Annotated in this window: 16 protein-coding genes; 11 read left to right on the top strand and 5 right to left on the bottom strand. The window is 49.1% G+C overall.

Translation table 11 applies throughout. The features are described from left to right. Positions 1-2 precede the first annotated feature (2 nt). The 3 genes from ACFORK_RS22210 (at position 3) to ACFORK_RS22200 (ending at position 1,675) form a co-directional block, all read left to right on the top strand. Positions 3-149 carry a helix-turn-helix domain-containing protein gene (locus ACFORK_RS22210; protein ID WP_379203113.1) on the top strand — a complete coding sequence of 49 codons (147 nt, stop codon included), beginning with the start codon at positions 3-5 and terminating at the stop codon, positions 147-149. Between the two features lie 6 nt (positions 150-155). After that, positions 156-662: a LuxR C-terminal-related transcriptional regulator gene (locus ACFORK_RS22205; RefSeq protein WP_379203111.1), complete on the top strand. Its 507-nt coding sequence runs from the start codon at positions 156-158 to the stop codon at positions 660-662. Positions 663-844: 182 nt separating this feature from the next. Further along, complete coding sequence (locus tag ACFORK_RS22200) at positions 845-1,675, top strand: CPBP family glutamic-type intramembrane protease (protein ID WP_379203109.1); 831 nt, start codon at positions 845-847, stop codon at positions 1,673-1,675. 91 nt (positions 1,676-1,766) lie between these two features. Here the strand turns inward: ACFORK_RS22200 and ACFORK_RS22195 are convergent, their stop codons facing one another. Together ACFORK_RS22195 and ACFORK_RS22190 are read right to left on the bottom strand one after the other, a co-directional pair. Next, positions 1,767-2,798: a M23 family metallopeptidase gene (locus tag ACFORK_RS22195; protein ID WP_379203107.1), complete on the bottom strand. Its 1,032-nt coding sequence runs from the start codon at positions 2,796-2,798 to the stop codon at positions 1,767-1,769. A 181-nt stretch (positions 2,799-2,979) separates the two neighbouring features. Then, positions 2,980-3,402 carry a VOC family protein gene (locus tag ACFORK_RS22190; RefSeq protein ID WP_379203105.1) on the bottom strand — a complete coding sequence of 141 codons (423 nt, stop codon included), beginning with the start codon at positions 3,400-3,402 and terminating at the stop codon, positions 2,980-2,982. 122 nt (positions 3,403-3,524) lie between these two features. On the opposite strand from ACFORK_RS22190, the gene ACFORK_RS22185 reads away from it, so the two are divergent. Further along, on the top strand, positions 3,525-4,472 hold the full coding sequence (locus ACFORK_RS22185) for a helix-turn-helix transcriptional regulator (RefSeq protein WP_379203103.1): 948 nt from the start codon (positions 3,525-3,527) through the stop codon (positions 4,470-4,472). 184 nt (positions 4,473-4,656) lie between these two features. Here ACFORK_RS22185 and ACFORK_RS22180 read toward each other — a convergent pair whose 3' ends face one another. Next, positions 4,657-6,348: a DUF4127 family protein gene (locus ACFORK_RS22180; protein WP_379203101.1), complete on the bottom strand. Its 1,692-nt coding sequence runs from the start codon at positions 6,346-6,348 to the stop codon at positions 4,657-4,659. Positions 6,349-6,607: 259 nt separating this feature from the next. On the opposite strand from ACFORK_RS22180, the gene ACFORK_RS22175 reads away from it, so the two are divergent. Further along, positions 6,608-6,946, top strand: coding sequence for a sigma-70 family RNA polymerase sigma factor (locus ACFORK_RS22175; RefSeq protein ID WP_379203099.1), 339 nt, complete (start codon positions 6,608-6,610; stop codon positions 6,944-6,946). Next, positions 6,898-7,128, top strand: a complete 231-nt coding sequence (locus tag ACFORK_RS22170) for a hypothetical protein (RefSeq protein WP_379203097.1) — start codon at positions 6,898-6,900, stop codon at positions 7,126-7,128. Before ACFORK_RS22175 ends, ACFORK_RS22170 begins: the two co-directional genes overlap by 49 nt. Positions 7,129-7,288: 160 nt before the next feature. On the opposite strand, the gene ACFORK_RS22165 is transcribed toward ACFORK_RS22170, so the two are convergent. Both ACFORK_RS22165 and ACFORK_RS22160 read right to left on the bottom strand, forming a co-directional pair. Further along, positions 7,289-8,989 carry a glycosyltransferase family 2 protein gene (locus ACFORK_RS22165; protein WP_379203095.1) on the bottom strand — a complete coding sequence of 567 codons (1,701 nt, stop codon included), beginning with the start codon at positions 8,987-8,989 and terminating at the stop codon, positions 7,289-7,291. Continuing rightward, positions 8,986-10,101, bottom strand: a complete 1,116-nt coding sequence (locus ACFORK_RS22160) for a tetratricopeptide repeat-containing glycosyltransferase family 2 protein (protein WP_379203093.1) — start codon at positions 10,099-10,101, stop codon at positions 8,986-8,988. The genes ACFORK_RS22165 and ACFORK_RS22160 overlap by 4 nt, the downstream gene beginning before the upstream one ends. A gap of 342 nt (positions 10,102-10,443) precedes the next feature. Here ACFORK_RS22160 and ACFORK_RS22155 point away from each other — a divergent pair, with 342 nt between their 5' ends. The 5 genes from ACFORK_RS22155 to ACFORK_RS22135 all read left to right on the top strand — a co-directional run bounded on the left by ACFORK_RS22155 (position 10,444) and on the right by ACFORK_RS22135 (position 15,851). Next, the gene (locus ACFORK_RS22155; protein ID WP_379203091.1) at positions 10,444-12,057 is read left to right on the top strand and encodes an ABC transporter substrate-binding protein; all 1,614 of its coding nucleotides are present in this window, start codon (positions 10,444-10,446) and stop codon (positions 12,055-12,057) included. 68 nt (positions 12,058-12,125) lie between these two features. Next, positions 12,126-13,076, top strand: a complete 951-nt coding sequence (locus ACFORK_RS22150) for an ABC transporter permease (RefSeq protein ID WP_379203089.1) — start codon at positions 12,126-12,128, stop codon at positions 13,074-13,076. A 4-nt stretch (positions 13,077-13,080) separates the two neighbouring features. Then, complete coding sequence (locus ACFORK_RS22145) at positions 13,081-13,926, top strand: ABC transporter permease (protein WP_379203087.1); 846 nt, start codon at positions 13,081-13,083, stop codon at positions 13,924-13,926. A 15-nt stretch (positions 13,927-13,941) separates the two neighbouring features. Then, the gene (locus ACFORK_RS22140) at positions 13,942-14,946 is read left to right on the top strand and encodes an ABC transporter ATP-binding protein (RefSeq protein ID WP_379203085.1); all 1,005 of its coding nucleotides are present in this window, start codon (positions 13,942-13,944) and stop codon (positions 14,944-14,946) included. Next, positions 14,943-15,851 carry an ABC transporter ATP-binding protein gene (locus ACFORK_RS22135; RefSeq protein WP_379203083.1) on the top strand — a complete coding sequence of 303 codons (909 nt, stop codon included), beginning with the start codon at positions 14,943-14,945 and terminating at the stop codon, positions 15,849-15,851. Before ACFORK_RS22140 ends, ACFORK_RS22135 begins: the two co-directional genes overlap by 4 nt. The last annotated feature ends 18 nt before the right edge of the window (positions 15,852-15,869 follow it).

The following is a 15,869-nucleotide window of genomic DNA, read 5'->3' as shown; positions in this document are numbered from 1 at the left end:
CTATGGGAGCTATTCAACTGCTGATTGCAGAGGATCAGGATTTGATCCGCAAAAGCCTAGGAATTGTCCTCGGTATGACTCCGGGAATTGAAGTTGTAGGCATGGCCGAGAACGGGCAGACGGCGATTGCGCAAGCGGGAAGTCTTTAGCCAGATGTGATTTTGATGGATATTCATATGCCGGTTATGGATGGGGTAGAGGCTACGGCAATCATTAAGAAACGGTGGCCCCAGATCAGGATCATCATCCTGACGACCTTTCAGGAGGTTGACTATGTGGTGGCCGCGCTAAATGCCGGTGCAGAGGGATATATCCTGAAGGCCATTGATCCGATGGATCTGGCGAATGCGATTGAGCTCGTTCATCGGGGCGAGACGATGATTACCCAGGAGGTGGCCCGCGCCTTGTTCTCACAGCATATCTCTGGTAGTCGAGAGACCAAGACCTCCGAGCCTACCAAGGATTCACTTCATGGACTGACAGAACGCGAGCTCCAGGTCTTGCAATACATTTCGGAAGGGCTGGTGAACCGCTTCATTGCTGAGCGCATGTTCTTGTCCGAAGGAACCGTCAAGAATTACATCTCCAGCATCTACTCCAAGCTGGGGGTTCAAAACCGGGCTTCGGCCATGCGTAAGGCAGCTGAGGAAGGGCTTTTGTAAAAGAACACAATGTATACCTGTGATCTCATAACAATTTATGAGCCGGTCATCCGCCGGCTTTTTATATGCGCATTACTTTTTATAGCCGAACGTCACTAACCGAGTATTACTTTTCAAGGGTATTCTGAATTCATAAGAGAGGAATGAAGCAGTCCACTACTATATGAAGGAAGATGACGCCCATGTTTACTGATTTAAAGGATTCCACTAAAGCTGTCGTGTTCACAATCATGGTTCTGGTACTGGCCGTTGGATTCAGCCTTGTGCCGGGAATGAACGGATTTTTGTATATGATGACCCCTGCGTTCTCTGTGCTGCTGATGATGCTGGTCGTTACCCGGGACGGATATTCACGAGCGGGTTGGGGCAGTCTCGGTCTGAACAAATTGGGGAGAAAAGGGTGGGCTTTCGCATTGCTCGTACCGGTGATCCCAGTTGTGCTCGGTTATGGAATAGTCTTGCTGACAGGACTATCGAAGCTGTTTATTCCAGCAGATTTTCAAGGGATTAGTTGGAAGGTGTTCCCGATTGTGCTTGTGGTTCTCTATGTGAAGGCTACGATTATGGAATCTATGGGCGAAGAGCTGGGATGGAGAGGATATTTGCTTCCGCGCATGTTGGGTCTGGGGAAGAAAAAAGCCATGCTGCTGAATGGTCTGGTGCATGGGATATGGCATTTCCCCATCATTATAAATACTGCGCAGTACCATGCCGGGGAGAAACTGTGGATCATCCTTCCCTTTACAGTAGCCAGTACAGTATTCCTTGCCCCGGTCATTGGCACCTTGCGGCTGCGCACGGGAAGCGTATGGACGGCGTCCATGCTTCATACGAGCCACAATCTGTTTTGCCTGATCATGACTTCGTTGTTTGTCAGCCAATCTGCAGCTTCCTCGGTGATTGCAGGGGATATGGGACTTGTCGTTGTCATCTTCTATGCCGCCTTGACCTTCTATTTGTGGAGAAAGAAATCACGGAAGTCTGTGGTACCTAACAATCCCCAGACCGTTTGAACTGAAAAGCTTGCTATGAGGGAAGCAGCATGGCGGGGGTTATGCAAAAAGAAGCAGCTCAGGATATCTGAGCTGCTTCTTTTTTTGATCGTTAAGGCGCTTTGATATAGGTGCCTTGTTCGTAATCATCGGCGTCCTTCCAGTTTACGCGCAGGGACTTCGTAGTGTACAGCTCCGCACTGTTGGCTACCTCGAAATGCAGATGCGCTTCACTGGAGTTACCTGAGTTGCCGCATTTACCTAGCAGATCTCCAGCCTTCACCTGGTCGCCGACTTTGACGCTGACCGAACCCTTTTGCAGATGAGCATAATAGCTGAATTCTCCATTGCCATGATCGATAATAACATGATTTCCAGCAATCTCCTTCGTATTCTCCGTTCCGACAGGGGTGTTGTCATGAATGTTATTGACTACTTTCACTACCTTGCCTGCTGCGGCAGCATAAATAGGTTTACCGAAAGCGTAGTAGCTTTCATTTTTGGTAGGATCACCTTTATAGCTGAAGCCATTGTTAACGACAATCAGGTCATACGCATATCGCTGCTGCTCAGCTCCATAGTGGTAGTTGATCAGTTCATTGGGTCCTCCCCAGAAGACAAACCAATTCCCTTTAAAGGGGAGCTGAAAAGTCGTCTGCGTAAGCTTAGCATCGGTCTCAGGATACAGTTTCAATGTATCGAAGATCAGGAACTCGAGCTGATTTTTGCTGTTAAACATCGCTTGGATCGTTTTTTCGTCTTTAGGGTCCGTCCAGGCATAGTAGTTGGTACTGTTCAAGGATACATGACTCTTCAATTTATAGGATGTGACGTTACTGTGATACAAGCGGGCTATTTGCTTGAATTCCTGAAGCGGGAACGCCTGCTTGAATGCGTCGATCGTCTGCCCATAGATACGTTCATATTTCTCTTGCTGCAGCAGTTGCAGTAGTTGGTCCGGTTTGAAATAAGAAGCCTGGAGCTGTGATTTCGAACTCACTGCAGCTACTTTCGTGGCAGAACTTACGGGTGCGGTGTCAGGCTTGACGGAATCTGCCGAAGCTGAGGCGACAAGTGAACCTACACTTAATGAGCTAACAAAACTTAACAGCAGCAGGCTTTTTTTACTAATAAAATCGTTCATCGGTTCCTCTCCTTTATCGCTGGTTTCATAAGTGAGTCTATCCGATGAGTGTTAACACGTGCGTAACTGAATCTTATCATTATATTAATCCCGGGGCTTTGAGTTAAGGTGCTGTTAAGGTAAGATCGCGACCCTTTTGTCTGATTGAAAAAGGGAGGGCTTAAAGGTGGTTATACTACTGCTATTGCCGTTTGGTGAAAATTTGAAAGGATACGCCGAACTTATCCTTAACCATCCCGTAAGCCGGACTGAAATAAGCCTCTTCCAGCGGCAAAATAACCTGCCCCCCTTGTTGTAAGGTCTGGTAAAATTGCTTGGCCTGATGGCTATCATCGGTGGTGAGGCAGATCGTCAAGAGGTTGCCCTCTTGGAGTGTTAACCCTGGAATGCAATCGGCCACAAAAATTTGCGTGTCGCCGATCTTCAGAATGGCGTGCGCGACGAGTGCTGCTTCCTCTGCCTTCAGCGGAGAATCGGGGTTCTGCGGGCCTTCACCAAAAGTTTGTTTGAACAGCAGTTTGGCGCCTAAAGTTTGTTCATAGAATTGGATGGCTTCCTCCGCCTGACCGTCAAGCATAATGTAGGGAATTAATTGAAAAGACATTCTTATACATCTCCTTAGGTTGAATTATGGTGTGTTGGACTTCTTGTTCTGGCTGTAATCTTATTGTAGAGTCTAATAGTGACAACTCTTGTCACTAATAAAAAATTATTGGAGTCGGTCATATGCCAAAATCAAAACGGCTACTGGAGCTAATGATGACCGTCAACCGGAAACGGAGATTTACCGTCAAGGAACTCGCCGAGGAATTCCAAGTCTCTACAAGGACCATCCTGCGGGATCTGCAGGAGCTTAGCGAGCTGGGTGTTCCTCTGTATTCAGAAGTGGGGCCACACGGTGGTTATCAAGTGTTGAGAGAAAGCATTCTTCCGCCCATTGCCTTTACGGAGGAGGAAGCAGTTGCCCTGTTTTTTGCCAGCCATGCCTTGCGTCACTATACTTCGTTACCCTTTAAGGAGGAGTCTGCGTCAGCGCTTCAGAAGTTCTACCACCACATGTCCAGCGAGGTGCGAGACCGTATTGACCAGGTGAAGAATCGCTTCGATCTTGTGACCCCTGTGCGGCAAACAGAGTCCCCTTATCTATCTATGCTGCTGGAAGGAGCGATCAGGCAGCGGGTGATGACCATTGAATATGAAGCGAAGGGAGAACATTCGCAGCGGCAGATCCAGCCCATAGGAGTCTATGCCCATAATGGCTTATGGTACTGTCCCGCGTATTGTTTTCTCCGTGAGGGCATTAGGGTCTTCCGCTGCGATAGAATGTACTCCGTGGATTTGGATACTTCTGGCCTTGCACCGATGGATTTGCGGGATGTCCATTTGGGCAACCGGAAGGAAGTATTGCACAAGGAGACGGAGACCATACCACTGTTTGTCGAGCTGGGTAAGGCAGGGGTTCAGAGATGTGAAGCGGAACTATGGCTGGTCTCCAAGCTGCATATCCGTGACGATGACACCGGGTGGCTGGAAGGAGAGGTTCCGAAGCATGACCTTGCTTTCCTGGCTGACTTTATGATCGGCCTGGGCCATGAGGCAACCGTCCAACAACCAGCAGAATTGGTGAGTGAGATGGTAACAAAGCTCTCTCGAATGATGTCCAAATACGAATAGAAAGATACTGTCAGGATGTACCGGTGCGCCGGATATGAGCCGATAGGTGTTATCACTTTTCCGTTCCGTAAAGCTCCATATCTATGTTGTGAGAAAATCCTTTCATGGACATAATGAGCAGCAGCCCGTTCCACTTTTCATGGAGCGGGCTGCTTTATTTGGATTTGGAGTGGAAAGAATGACGTTATTCCAGGTTCAGGACTGGACTTAACGTAATTTCAAAGGCACGGCCCCAGATAAAGTCCGGGTTCTCGTATGGGAGTATCGCGCAGGCATATTCAGCATAAGTCCAGTCGGAGCCGCAGATTTGGAGAATCGCTGAGTTGCTGGCTTGAAAAGCCGCTTTATCAGCAAGAGTGGCGGTATGGATCTGCATCTGCTCCCGCAGGACAGTTTGCATATGGGTATAATCGGCAGGTGAGTTGAACAGCAGCATATTCTGATCGGCAAGTGTTGAAGTATTGGTATATAAGGAATGATCTCTGGAATAGGTTCGGATCAGAACGATGGCGACGGTTTTATAGTAATAGTCTTTCAAAAAGCGTTTGAATAGCAATGACCCGTGAGCATTCATGGCTGCCTTAAGGGCGGTTTCATTCGTTTCTGTCACCAGGTAGGCATACCTGGCTTGACCCATGCCGAGGGCGATCCCCATTTTGTTACCGGCAGTATTCCAGGCACAGTATCCCAGAAGACGGCCTGTGTGTTCATTGCCCAGTAGGGCTTCTGTCACTGCAGGATTGCCTTTGCCCAAGTCGACGAAATCAATGACGATGGTCGGAATACACTGCTCACTGTTGGCGGTGATTCTGTTCAGAGCTGCGGGGAGTTGATCTGCTGCAGTAATCGCGACGATTTCCACTGCAGGGTCGTCCGATACCATGTAGCCGCCGATGATGTCCACGTGGCGCTCTAAATTTTGATGCACATCCATATATTCATAAGCGCTGGTAATAGTAGAGCCATGGGGGCCGAAATAGTGTACAGCATAACCAGGCTTTGCCCCGCCGCGATATAGCAGGTTCGCCATACGAGCTACCAGCGCTTGCCCCAATCCATCCGCATCTGGAAGAATGATGGCTCGATCCGGATTTTGACCGTTACTTCCGCCCCCTAGCCAAGCCTGAATGCGTCCTTCCACGTATTTGATCTCATTGATCTGCACCCCTTGGGTATTGGCGTCGTCCACACCAATCGCCAGGAAATCAATATAGCCCTCTTTCGCCAGAGACTCCAGAATATAGCGGTTGGATTTGAATTTGTGCTGGCGAGTGTTATAGTACTGCTCTTTATCAAAATGAATGGTATTTCCATAGGAGGAATCCGGGGACAGGTTATACCCCTCCAAAATATCATCGAACGCCGTCAAAGTTCTTCTTGGCTGTAGCATAAGCCCACGCGATTCATTATAGGCGTCTAAAGTGAGCCCCTCAGTAAACACTGTTGTCGCCAGTCGCATAATCGTATCCAGCACAAACACCGGTTTGTCCGGGTAATCTTGCTTAACAAGGCGAATAACATCTAACAGATTTGTTGTTGAGTCATCATAGTCCGGGTAAGCCCCGCCAGCGTTTGTACGAAGACGTCTGCTACCGATCAGGCCCCCGTAGGCCAGCATATCACTCGAAATAATAAAGCCATCCACCGATGCGGCATGGCTCAGAATGAAATGGCGGATATGCGCCGGATGACCATAGGTTGGTGAAGAGGTACTATCCAGTGTGGTGCCGGAGGAAGTTTTCTCGGAATCCGGCCGGTTCCTGATATCGTCAAGTTTCGGTGTAATGATATGGATGCCGGCAGATCTTCCTTGGACAATGACATCATCCAGGTTCACCGGGCGATCATCCAGTGGTACATACAGCACTTTTTTCATCATAGCAGCTCCCTTAGGTTGGATAGGCTGTCATAGCCTTCACTTATATAGGTGCTCCCGTATAGAGAATAACAACCGGAAATCTATTTTTTTTGAAAAAGCACTCAACCAGTGCATTTGAAACAGAGAATTCCCAGATCATTTCACAATGTAGTTAAATAATGGTACTATAAACAAGAACAAATGTTCCTGTTTTAGTTGTAATAAATTCTCTTGAATTTCCCTACTATAGACAACACCAGAGAGGAGAGTCTTAATTGTGGACAAGCAGACGTCGGTTTATGAATTATGTAAAAGCGAGATTTATCGCATTGGATGGAGAGTTCAGTATCGAGCCAGAAAAATCAGGAGCCGGGAGTGCTCCTTATATGATAATCCCTCTGTCGGTAAAAGCTTTGCGGTTTCCTCAGAAGAGAAAGTTTGGGTCCGGCAGCTTATCGACACGTTGCCTCCGCAGGGAAAGATCATTATAGATAAACTTTACTTTCAGGATTTGACGGAAGCCGAGGTCGCCCGGCAGCTGAATATCAGTCAACAGGGGGTGAATAAATGGAAACAAAAGATGATCCGGGAATTATCCCGGACCGTGAAATCCTAGAATTGCTGCGTGCTGCTAAGCAAAGGAATACCGAGGCCATGCTGCGGCTTATAAATTTATATGAAGAGGATATTCTGCGGATCAGCAAATTCATTCATTTGCCAGAGGAGGATGCGGTCTCTACGATTATTCTGGAGTTCCTGGAGTTTATTCAGGGTGAGAATGAGACCTTTGGCGGGTAATCTTGAGCATGCTAGATCATGAATAACTTGAAAGATATGTAGGTGAATATTAGCTAAGGAGAACGAAGACATGTGAAAAGGCCAACCCAGATCGGCTGGCCTTTGTTTTTGCAGTGAGTTTGTACCCAGCGTAACCATCATCCAAAGTTAGCTGCCTCGTTTATTCCACCCAAGGTACCAGATGAGGCTGCTCGTCGAGGATGGAGACATACTGTTCCTTCCACCCATATTGACCTTCAGGGTCAAGGTGCATGTATCTTGCGAATTTTTGGAGACGGAATTCCTGCCGGGACCATCCGAGATGCTTAATACGTAGCAGGCTCAATTGATGGGGCACTTCGAACACGTTCTCCGGCAGACGGCCACAGTGCTGCGGTGAATTCTTCCAAGTGTAGTTCAAATCCTTGTTGTATCGAAGCAGAAATGGTCGGAAGCTGTGGTGGGAACTCCAATACTGGTCATCTCTATAGTGATTCTCATCCCAGAAATCATAGAGCCGGAAGCAGATCAGATCAGACGTTGTCGCTCGTAGCAATTCGTCGACCTCTTGGGGAAATCTATTCTCGAACACTTCATCGGCATCTAGGGTGAGGATCCATTCCGGCTCAGTTTGGACTACTTCCTGCCATAGCTGTGTGCGCAGTTCATATTCATTGCTGAATCTGGACTCCGTATTGCGTACAAGAGTGACAGGAAGGCCTGCCAGTACCTCCAGGCAGATATCTGCCGTATCGTCCGTGCTGCCATCATCGATAATTACGGCTTCGTCGATATACTTACGGTGTTCTTCCAGCACCTGTCGTAGAAATCGGTTCGCCTCATTCTTAACAATCATAGCTAAGGTCAGCTTGGGCCGCTTCACGGGGGCTGGAATAGAGGGTTCTTGCTCAATAAGTTGGGATTCTTCTGGCGCGGTAGAGCCTAACGGTCCATCGGAATGATCCGGGCTTGTGGAGCTTTCCGATCCTGCGGAGTCTCCAGGTTCAGTGGGATCCTCCTGCGGAGAGGGAGCCTCTGGGTCGCTAACTGGTAGTGTGCCTGCCTCACCCGATGTGCTCTGCACAAATTCATCAACTTTGCTGAGATCACTATCCCTGTAGAGGTGCAGCGCAGGATAGTGCGTGTCTACGAACAGCGGAATGCCAAGCGCTGCGGCGCGAATACAGAAGTGACGATCCTCTCCCCAGAAAGAGATGTTCTTAACAGGATCATAGCTGACGCCTCTGATGACGGCTGCTTTACTGATGAGCGTGCAGGCTCCGAGACCACCAACTTCATAGACTCCGGGAACCTGCAGTCTGCCAATGAATTCGTAGAATCTGCGATTGGTCTCTTCAGGTGATAACTGCTCGCCTGGTAGAAGATCCCACTGGTTGTATTCATCGTGCATCCAGACCTGGGGCTGGAACATCGTGCCCGGCTGCCATTGCGTCCAGAAGACCTCAGAGATAATATCTTTCTCCGTGCTGATGAGATGACTCAGCGTATCGGGATGGAGGATTAGATCTGAGTCCAGCAAGAATAAATAATCATAGCCCAGGATCTGAGCCCGCTGGATCATAAGGTTCTTGAAGGTGGCTACTTTCCAGACCAGGTTAGAATTCCAGAAATGGGTGGTATCGTTTCGGATATAAGCATCATTGTAGCCAGAGGGTTGAATCAGAACATTGTCTGTACTGCCCTGGAACATCTTGAGTAATTCAGTGGACTGCTCATCCTGATTGTCATCGATAAAAAAGAAATCAAGCTGGATTCCTTCTGACTTCAAGCGGCCGAGTGACTCCAGAAATTGCTGCAATACAGGCGCTTTCTGATGAATGGGGCTGCCAAGCAGCACACGGGTAGGTTGGTTGTCGCTCATATGTCATCTCCTTGGGTGTTTTCCGGCTCCGCTTGTGGCTGCGGATTCAGGACGCCCTCCAGATAAGCCTTGTTCAACAGTATACGTTCGTCACTGGGACGGTAGGTCCGAGCCGCCTCGTTATGGGCGTAAGCCAGCTGATGCTGGCCGATTCTGTCATAGCAGACGCAGAGCTGAAGGTGGGGCAGCCAGGTAGAGCAGGCCAGGTTGCGCAGTCCCCATTGCTCGCCAGAAGGCTGATCTGCAGCGGCTGCCTTATACCAGAAGATGGCCGCGTTGATATTATTTTTATTGAGAAAATGGTATCCAATCCGGCAGCAGAATTCCGCGCGCGGCTGATCATACCGGAAGGACAGAAGTGCGGCTTGCAGCGCCCGGTCCTCATCTTTCAGCCCGTGGTAGCAGTCCGCCAACTTGCCGCAGGCGGCGATGTTATCCTCAATCCAGCCAAGCTCCGTCGCGAGGAACTGCCCATAGTAGCTGATGGCCCGCTCATACTGGCTGTGGTCCAGTAGCTCATTGGCAAAGTAATATAAGTCCCGGGGCGAGAATTGTTCCCCACCAGCCAGCCTCTGTTCATAAATATTCAGATTTCGATCGCTGTCATGATGAATGCTGCTATGGGTAACGGCGATATCGCTGTTGATGATGTTCCCGTTAACCTCCAGATATTCATGGACAGCGCCGATCCAGCGAAAGCCATTGCTTCTCTTGACCAGCCGGTTGCGCCGCAGGCTGGACACTACATTTCCTTGTTCATCAAAGGCGAGGTGATAATTCATGGTTACGGAATCGACCGCTGGGTCCAGCGACTTCTTGAGAGCGCGGAGGCGTTCACGGTCCACATCCTTGAAGACATCGTCGGCATCCAGCCACAGGATATATTCCTTCGTCGCTTGTGCGAAGGCATGGTTGCGGGCGGCAGCAAAATCATGAATCCATTCAAAATCAAACACTTTTTCCGTATACTTGTGGGCAATCTCTTGTGTGGCGTCTGTCGACCCTGTATCGACAATGATGATCTCATCGACCACATCGGCCACGGAGCTCAGGCAGCGACCCAAGGTATCCTCTTCATTTTTTACGATCATACACAAACTGATTGTGATCATAAGGTCCTCCCGTTCTCTAAATACATTTTTGCGTTTGGTTTAATATATTTAGAAAACGTGAACGTTGACCCTTTTTTTTCATGAGGCGCTTTTTTCTTTAATTAAAACCTGAATAATGGAGCAATATAGGGTTGTGGTGTGGTCAGCGTATTTTAAAATTGATGCAAATGATGTACAATAACCTAAGGGTGTCGTTACAAAAGGTAAGGTTAGTACACTTAGTTACTAATTTCCTTCTTGTTACATTTATGTGAAAATACATCCATTGTAATCCCTAGTATTCCGATGTATAATTAAAAAAACATCTTGAGGATTCAATAGAGAGATATGGGGGAAAGAAACATGCGTAAACGACTAACTGGTTTTATCGGTGTAATATTATTGACACTCCTGGTGAGTGCATGCTCCGGCGGAAATAACGCAGCACCTGCTGCAAGTAATGCACCTGCGGAAACGCAGCAGCCTGCTGATAATGGTGCACCAAAAGACGGCGGTAATCTAATTATTGGAGTGGCTGCCGATCCGGTCATCCTGAACCCGAACTATGCGGGCGACCGTGTCAGCCTGACTATCGACCAAGCGCTGTATGCACCATTGTTCCAAGTGAATGACGGGAAGAAAACTTTTTATCTGGCGGACAGCCTGACACCATCCGCAGATAACCTTACTTATACATTGAAGCTGAAGAGCGGACTGACTTGGCATGACGGAGAGAAGCTTACAGCTGACGACGTTGTGTTCACCATCAACAGCATTTTGGACGAGAAGCAGAACAGCCTTTTGAGATCCAACCTGATTATCGGTGGCAAGCCGATTGAAGCAGTTAAGGTGGACGATCTGACTGTTGAGTTCAAGCTTCCACAAGTTGCACCGGCTTTTGAAGCTACATTGGTACAAATCAGCCCGATTCCAAAGCATATCTTTGAGAACGAGGCTGACATCGAGAAGAGCCCTAAAAACGCCGCTCCAGTCGGCTCCGGTCCATTCAAATTCAAAGAATACAAAACCGGTGAGTACCTGACATTGGAACGCTTCGATAATTACTTTGGCGGTAAACCACATTTGGATTCCGTAACGTATCGGATTGCTAAAGACACTAACAGTGCGAACCTTGCGCTGCAAAACGGCGAGATCAACGTGAAGTATCTTGATCCGCAAGACGTAGCTACATTCCAAGCGACAAATAACTTTGAAATTCTGCCTTACAGCGAAGGACGTCTGGCATACCTGCTATTCAACGCCAACAGCGACAGAGGTGCTCTTGCTAAGAAAGAAGTACGCGAAGCTCTATCCCTGGCACTGAGCCGCGATGAGTTGATCCAGACAGCCTATACATCTACTGATTATGCTGAACCGGCAAAATCGTTCCTGACACCGGATGGCCTGTTCTTCACGAATGACGTCACTTCGTACGATAATGACGCAGCCAAAGCCAAAGAATTGCTGGACAAAGCTGGTGTAAGCAACTTGAAGCTAAGATTTATGACAACGAGCGGTAACAAGGTACAAGAAGCAGTTTCCTTGTATGTGCAACAAAAGCTGAAAGCGATCGGTGTGGATGTGGAATTGCAAAGCATTGATGCTTCCGCATACTCCAAACGATTCATCGATAAGGACGCTAAAGACTTTGAACTTGCTCTGGCTGGATATATCATGGGTTATGACCCGGATGCATACAGTATTCTGTACACCTCTACCGGGAATTCCAATTACTCGCATTATAACAATCCTGAAGTAGACAAATTGTTTGAAGCAGGTGCTGGTGAAGCTGACGCTGCTAAGCGCGGAGAGATTTACAAAAAAGCACAGGAGATCGTAGCTGAAGATGCGCCGATCTACCCTATTGCGTATACCAAGACCATCGTAGCTGTCTCTAAACAATATGGTGGCATTGAAGAAGCAGTATTGAAGCCTGTCGTTATTTTTGAAGATTTGTCTAAAATCTACCTTAAATAAGAACGGGAAAAAATAAGCTGGTTAATCCAGCTTATTTTTTTGCCGATATGAGCTGGGAGAGTTTACGTATGAGACAACTCATCGTCCGTAGATTGCTGCAAACTGTACCGCTATTGTTCTTCGTATCAGTGGTATGCTTTTTCATGATCAAGCTGGCGCCGGGAGACCCGGTGCTTTCCTTCGTCACCCCGAATATGCATGCTGAGGACATTGAGCGTGTCCGGCATAATTTGGGACTGGACAAGCCGGCCTACATTCAATATTTCATCTGGCTTAAAGAATTACTGCGAGGTAATCTTGGTTATTCACTGATCAACCACCAACCGGTGCTGGACCAGATTTTGGAGCGCCTGCCGGCTACAGCCGGTTTGATGGGAAGCGCCATTGCTCTGGCCGTGCTGCTCGCAATTCCGCTCGGCCTTCTGGCCGGAGCGAACCGTAACCGCTGGGTGGATAAGCTGATTAACTTTATTTCGTATATCGGGATTTCCGTGCCGCTCTTCTGGCTGGCTATTCTGATGATTTATTTATTCGCGATCAAGCTTCATTGGCTTCCTAGTATGGGGATGCGTACTATTGGCGTGGAGTCGGCGGCAGATGTCTTTAAGCATGGAATTCTGCCTTGTACGGTGCTGGCTTTTGGATTCCTGACCAGTTACGTGCGGTATATTCGTTCTAGTACAATTGGTCAGCTAAAAGAAGAGTACGTGCAGATTCAATATGCCTTCGGAGCTTCGAAGACTACAGTGCTGTTCCGCCATGTCATGAAGCATGTACTGCTACCCGTAATTACGCTGCTCGGGATGTCTATGGGTGATCTTGTAGCCGGAGCGATTGTTACGGAGACGGTATTCTCCTGGCCCGGCATTGGCTCTCTAGGTATGACTGCAGTACGAGGGATGGATTATCCTGTTATTATGGGTATCACTTTATTCTCTTCTCTGATGCTGATTATAGGCAATCTGGCGGCGGATATCCTGTACAGCTTCGTGGATCCGCGAATTAAACTAACGAGGTGACCTCATGAATCGCAGTAAATGGAAAAATGTCGGAAGTGAGCTGCTGGGAAACGGTATGGGTGTCGCTGCCCTTATCCTTCTGATCCTGTTCACGCTTGCCTCGATCTTCGCGTTCTTATCCGGTCATGATCCGAATGCGCTGAATGTAATGGCACGTTTGACCCCACCCGGTGCAGAGCATTGGTTCGGAACCGATGATTTCGGGCGTGATTATTTCGCCAGAGCACTGTACGGGGGCCGTGTATCCTTGTTAGTTGGCTTCACTGCCATGATTATCGCGACTGGCATTGGCGTCACGGTAGGTGTAATCAGCGGTTACTTCGGCGGTTGGCTGGATAACCTCCTGATGCGCATGCTGGATGTAATATTGTCGATACCGACCTTTCTAATCCTGTTGCTGCTCAGCGTATTTTTGAAGCCGAGCGTCGGCAATATTATTGTCATTATAGCTTTACTGATGTGGATGCATATCGCCCGGGTCATCCGGGCAGAGACGATGACCCTGAAGGAACGGGAATTTGTACTTTACGCCAAGGCCTCGGGTCAAAGTGCATTCGGCATCATCTTGAAGCATATTATGCCGGGCTTGATCCCGGTCATCATTGTAGGGGCTACGAATAACATCGCTTCGGCGATTATGATGGAGTCTTCCTTAAGCTTTTTGGGCTTTGGGGTACAGCCTCCGAATGCCACATGGGGCAGCATGCTGAACAATGCGCAGGGGTATATCGCGCAGGCGCCATATTTGGCGGTGTTCCCGGGTCTGCTGATCCTTTTGACCGTACTGAGCTTTAATATACTGGGCGATATTTTGCGGGTTGGCTTTGAACCGAAGCTGATCAAGAGATAGGAGTGTGGAGACATCATGACGGAACGTCTACTGTCTATTGAAGATTTGAAGGTTTCGTTCTCCACGCGGGATGGAGAGAATCAGGCCGTGCGCGGTGTTAGCTTTCATATTGATGCCGGGGAGACCGTGGGTATTGTCGGCGAGTCCGGCAGCGGCAAGAGCGTGACAGCCAAGGCAATTATGTCTTTGATCACACCACCTGGCAAAATCACCTCGGGGAATATCAACTTCCGCGGTGAGAACCTCCTGAAGCTGCCCGAGAAGCAGTGGAGAAAACTGCGCGGCAATCAGATCGCGATGGTCTTTCAAGACCCGATGACCTCGCTGAATCCGGTCAAAAGAATCGGTCAGCAATTGACGGAAGTGATCCGCAGACACCGCGGATTAAATAAAGAAGCAGCGCTGGCGGAAGCGGCTAATATGCTGCGTCAGGTCGGGATCAGTCAGCCCGAGCAGCGCTTACAGCAATATCCGCATGAGTTCAGCGGCGGGATGCGGCAACGGGTGATGATTGCGATGGCGCTTTCCTGCCAGCCAGAGCTTTTGATTGCGGATGAGCCGACAACGGCGCTGGATGCGACCATCCAGGCGCAAATTCTAGATCTGTTCAAGGAACTGAAGGGTAATTCGCATACCGCAGTCGCGCTAATAACCCATGATTTGGGCGTAGTGGCCCAAGTCTGCACCCGGGTCATTGTCATGTATGGCGGACTGATCATGGAAGAGGGCACGGTGGAGGACATCTTTTACCGTCCGCAGCATCCTTACACCAAAGGCTTACTGCGCTCTATTCCGAAGAATGGGGGCAAGTCAAAGGAACGCCTGGTGCCGATCGAAGGCTCACCGCCGGATCTGCTGAATCCTCCGCCCGGCTGCCCGTTCATGGACCGTTGCCCGCATGCGTTCGCTCGCTGCGCGGAGCGGCCACCGGTATTCGAACTGTCTCCTGGACATCGCTCGATGTGTTGGCTGGCTGATGGTGAGGTATCCGTAGGTGTGGAAGGAGGGACGTTCGCTTGAGTGAGAGCAAAATATTGGTCGACGTGAAGAATCTCAAGAAGCATTTCTCCAAAGGTAAAGACATCTGGGGACGCGATACGGATGTGCTGAAGGCGGTGGATGGCGTCAGCTTCCAGATCCGTAAGGGTGAGACCTTTGGTCTTGTTGGCGAATCGGGAAGCGGCAAGTCGACAGTAGGGCGCTGTCTACTTCGTCTGTACGATTATACGGACGGAGAAGTGTCCTTTGATGGTCAGCTAATCGGTGGACTGGGCGAGAAGAAGCTGAAGCCGTTTCGCAGACGCATCCAGTCGATTTTCCAAGACCCGTATTCTTCGCTGAATCCCGGTTTGAATGTACTGGATCTGATCAGCGAGCCGATGAAGATTCACGGCATCCACCAGGGCGAAGATCGCAAGGAAATCATTGCGGCATTGCTGGAGAAGGTAGGACTTAAGCGAGAGCATTTGTACCGCTTCCCGCATGAGTTCAGCGGCGGGCAACGTCAGCGGATCTCCATTGCCAGAGCTTTGTCAGTAAGGCCGGAATTTGTCGTCTGCGACGAGCCGATCTCCGCGCTGGACGTTTCCGTTCAGGCCCAGGTTGTGAACATGCTGGAGGATTTGCAGGCTGAGTTCGGACTGACCTATCTCTTCATCGCGCACGATCTGTCGATGGTGCGGCATATTTCTGATCGCATCGGAGTGATGTACGCCGGCCGTTTGGTCGAGGTTGCCGAAAGTGATGAATTGTACGAGAATCCGCTTCATCCATATACACAAGCGCTATTGTCTTCCATCTTGGAGCCAGATCCGAAGAAGGCCGGTCAACGACTGAGCCAGAACAGTTATACGGCAAAGCGCGGCGGTGAGGGGAATCCCGAGCTCCGTGAAGTAAGTCCTGGCCATTTCTTGGCTGATTTCTAAACCGTTGTACCTGAGAAT

The sequence above is a fragment of the Paenibacillus sp. GCM10012306 genome (genome assembly GCF_042649265.1).
Lineage (GTDB): Bacteria > Bacillota > Bacilli > Paenibacillales > Paenibacillaceae > Paenibacillus_AQ.
The sequence above is the reverse complement of the archived record's forward strand: the minus strand, read 5'-3'. Positions and strand labels throughout refer to the sequence as shown.

What these genes read in the sequence shown, in the direction of transcription:
- ACFORK_RS22150 (WP_379203089.1), top strand. Translation starts at nt 12,126, where the DNA reads ATGAGACAACTCATCGTCCGTAGATTGCTGCAAACTGTACCGCTATTG.
- ACFORK_RS22210 (WP_379203113.1), top strand. Translation starts at nt 3, where the DNA reads ATGGGAGCTATTCAACTGCTGATTGCAGAGGATCAGGATTTGATCCGC.
- ACFORK_RS22190 (WP_379203105.1), bottom strand. Translation starts at nt 3,402, where the DNA reads ATGTCTTTTCAATTAATTCCCTACATTATGCTTGACGGTCAGGCGGAG.
- ACFORK_RS22160 (WP_379203093.1), bottom strand. Translation starts at nt 10,101, where the DNA reads ATGATCACAATCAGTTTGTGTATGATCGTAAAAAATGAAGAGGATACC.
- ACFORK_RS22170 (WP_379203097.1), top strand. Translation starts at nt 6,898, where the DNA reads ATGGAAACAAAAGATGATCCGGGAATTATCCCGGACCGTGAAATCCTA.
- ACFORK_RS22185 (WP_379203103.1), top strand. Translation starts at nt 3,525, where the DNA reads ATGCCAAAATCAAAACGGCTACTGGAGCTAATGATGACCGTCAACCGG.
- ACFORK_RS22145 (WP_379203087.1), top strand. Translation starts at nt 13,081, where the DNA reads ATGAATCGCAGTAAATGGAAAAATGTCGGAAGTGAGCTGCTGGGAAAC.
- ACFORK_RS22140 (WP_379203085.1), top strand. Translation starts at nt 13,942, where the DNA reads ATGACGGAACGTCTACTGTCTATTGAAGATTTGAAGGTTTCGTTCTCC.
- ACFORK_RS22180 (WP_379203101.1), bottom strand. Translation starts at nt 6,348, where the DNA reads ATGAAAAAAGTGCTGTATGTACCACTGGATGATCGCCCGGTGAACCTG.
- ACFORK_RS22200 (WP_379203109.1), top strand. Translation starts at nt 845, where the DNA reads ATGTTTACTGATTTAAAGGATTCCACTAAAGCTGTCGTGTTCACAATC.
- ACFORK_RS22165 (WP_379203095.1), bottom strand. Translation starts at nt 8,989, where the DNA reads ATGAGCGACAACCAACCTACCCGTGTGCTGCTTGGCAGCCCCATTCAT.
- ACFORK_RS22195 (WP_379203107.1), bottom strand. Translation starts at nt 2,798, where the DNA reads ATGAACGATTTTATTAGTAAAAAAAGCCTGCTGCTGTTAAGTTTTGTT.
- ACFORK_RS22155 (WP_379203091.1), top strand. Translation starts at nt 10,444, where the DNA reads ATGCGTAAACGACTAACTGGTTTTATCGGTGTAATATTATTGACACTC.